The organism is Acinetobacter rudis (assembly GCF_031157835.1).
Lineage (GTDB): Bacteria > Pseudomonadota > Gammaproteobacteria > Pseudomonadales > Moraxellaceae > Acinetobacter > Acinetobacter rudis_A.
Genome location: NZ_JAVIDR010000043.1, coordinates 1 through 2,951, shown reverse-complemented (window position 1 = coordinate 2,951; position 2,951 = coordinate 1). Strand labels below are relative to the sequence as shown.

2 protein-coding genes and 1 pseudogene are annotated in these 2,951 nt (G+C 30.7%); all 3 read right to left on the bottom strand.

What is annotated here, in order from left to right; genetic code table 11:
- Window positions 1-60: 60 nt before the first annotated feature.
- Window positions 61-399: a fimbrial protein gene (locus RFH42_RS16780; RefSeq protein WP_308977073.1), complete on the bottom strand. Its 339-nt coding sequence runs from the start codon at window positions 397-399 to the stop codon at window positions 61-63.
- A 1,042-nt stretch (window positions 400-1,441) separates the two neighbouring features.
- Window positions 1,442-1,951, bottom strand: coding sequence for a hypothetical protein (locus RFH42_RS16775; protein ID WP_308977071.1), 510 nt, complete (start codon window positions 1,949-1,951; stop codon window positions 1,442-1,444).
- A 194-nt stretch (window positions 1,952-2,145) separates the two neighbouring features.
- Window positions 2,146-2,951, bottom strand: a pseudogene (locus RFH42_RS16770) (IS3 family transposase); the annotation flags it as partial.

Below are 2,951 nucleotides of genomic sequence, written 5' to 3'. Positions count from 1 at the left end.
GATTGCAAAATTAGAGTTTGTTAAGTTAAAAAATAAGGTGAGATTTAAAAAAATCCCACCTTAAAATGCAAATAGCCATAAATATTTATCTGTTCCAGCACTGATCAACACACCATTAATGCCTGATAAAGAAGTACATTCAGCACCTGAACTATCAACAATTTTAAGTTGAAAATTAGTTTTACCTGCAGTCGAAGCAAGCGCTGTAAATTCTGAAGTTTTCACTGCTGGTAAAGTGACAACTACATTTTTCGTGCCTTGTGTTGAACCACCATCTGAAGTCAAAGTACATGTACTATCCAAAACACGACCATTAATGGTAATAGTTCCATCTGCTGCAAATACATTTGTTGCACTTGCAGATAAAACCAACATAAAAGCTTTTGATAAGTTGTTCATCTTAAACATCCCAACGATAAAATATTTGATATGTAGCTCAAAAAAAAGTAAAGAAATAGAACAGTGTCCACAACCTTAACTTTATGTTGTACTGCTTCCAATAAGTCAGAAAAACATTTAACTAATGCTACATTTTTGAATGTGCATATAATATACATTTTTCAAGTTAAAATTCAAAAAGATACAAAAAAAATATATAGGACAAACTATTAAGTTTAACTGAATAATTTTTTAAAAATAATATTTAAGTTCCACAGACTAATATAACAACGAAAAAATATCGGGTTGATCTTTAATATTTATTAATATAACAATCTTATAATATTAATAAATTAATCAATTTTTTCATCAAAAAGCAACAAACCAACTTATTGATTATATTAAAAAATTAAATAAAACCAACATATTACAAAAACAAGAATAATGAAGAAAATAATTTTAAAACAACGATAATTAAAAATATTGAGATATATTTCACACTACCAATGACCTCATTTTACTCACATATAAAAATAGTTCACTATAAAAATAAGTCATATACACAGATGATTAGTTTATATATTTACTAGAACCAATGTTTAATAATGATTAAATATGCAGTTAAAATACAAATAAGCGTTATTCTTTATTTTGTTGAACACAGCTACTATGAACAATTTATTGAATAAGATTGTTGTTAAATGAACAAATTTACGCCAAAAAAAACACTACTTTGTTGCACAAAACCATTTGAATTTATCTAGACAATAAAAAAGGCTTGATCCCTTTAGAATCAAGCCTTTATCTTTTAAAATATGGCATATTTTTCCATGTTCTGGAGGGTATATACGGGGATAGCACTCACTGAAATAAAAACATAACCAATTGTTTTAGCTTACAATTCTTCAAGTACAACTTGTTCTTTAACTTACTTTTCAACATTAGCTCAGACTCAATAATTGTGACTATAACTATGTGTCACTGTGAAAATTGGGGTTAAAAAAGTGACTGCAGAAACAGTCACCTTGAATCGTTTGATGAATAAAATAGGATTTACGGTTTTTTACTTAATTAAACCAGCCTGTTTTAACTCCAAGGTTGTTGCTGGAACTAAATGATATTCAACATCCTGCTCAAGAAAATGAACAAAACCACACTGGGCACACTCATGGACAAGTTTTCCACCCAATTCATTTTTCCAAACAAGAAGCCCTCCACCTTGACAATTAGAGCACGTCACATCAACTTCTAAAAAAAATAAATTATCCAACATGTTACTCAACATACTAGCGATGAACTTTGCATCCTTATATGTATATCTTTTAAGACAATTTCTAATATGGATAAACTCTGAACCATGCAATACTGAGTATTCGACTGGATACTCATCTTCATTTAAATTTGACATATAATTTAATTGATAATCTACAAATGGTTTTTGTTCTAGTATTTCAGCATTCGATCTCATCCAACCCAATATCACAGTCAAAATTTCTCTTGGTTTTGATGTTATGGATAAATTATCTAACTGAATAAATAAATCATCTAATACTTGCTTTGATAAGGTTCTCATTAAACTAATTTATCTCGTTACACTGCATATTCTTGCATAGATATACCAGTCATTCTTGTTCGTAGACTACCAGCTATTCCTATTCCTATTCCTATTCCTAATAGACCAACTAAAGATAAGAAATCTATTACATCATTTTCGTTGTGTATTGTCTCGTCCTAAAATAGGTTAACAGTATTTCATTTAGAACTGAGTTAAGCAATTAACTCGGTTCTTGCTTTTTCAGACATTTGATTCGGTGTCAGCATACCTAAACTTAAATGAGGCCTATAACTATTATAAATCTCTATCGACTCTGCAATCAGGTGATCTAACTCTTCCATACTATTACAACGTGTCGTTAGAAATTCTTGTTTAAGTATTCCATTAATCCTTTCAGCTAAAGCATTTTGGTATGAGAAATACTATTTCGCAAGGTATCCGTCCGTCATAGAGGGGATCACTTGATGCTCTTTTAAGGCCGATTGATAAACCTCTGAGCAATATTGTGAGCCCCTATCTGAGTGATGAATCATGATAGTTGCTCGTTCAGTATGATTCCTCATCGCCATCTCGAATGCCTGTACAACATTTTCAGCTTTCATATCCTTAGATAATTTATAACCTTTAATTTGACGAGTATAAGCATCGGTTACCAAAGACAGATAATGTACACCTTCAGCACTTTCAACATAAGTAATATCACTGACCAAGACTTCATGTGCTTGTACAGCTGAATAATCTTTTAACAAATTCGGATGTTTTTTCATCCAGTGTTTACTATTTGTCGTTTTGGTATAACGACGTTTAGGACGAATCAATAAACCATTGTCTTTCAATATACTAAACAGTTTATCTCTTCCAATTTTTAATCCTTGATTAAGCAATTGAGGATGAATTAACCAATATAGTTTACGTGTACCTATACTGGGCATTAAATAGCAGTAATGCATGACTAGATCAAGAACTTGCTGTGTTTGTTCTACTACACGCTGAGCACGTTTCTCTGATTGATAGTAAG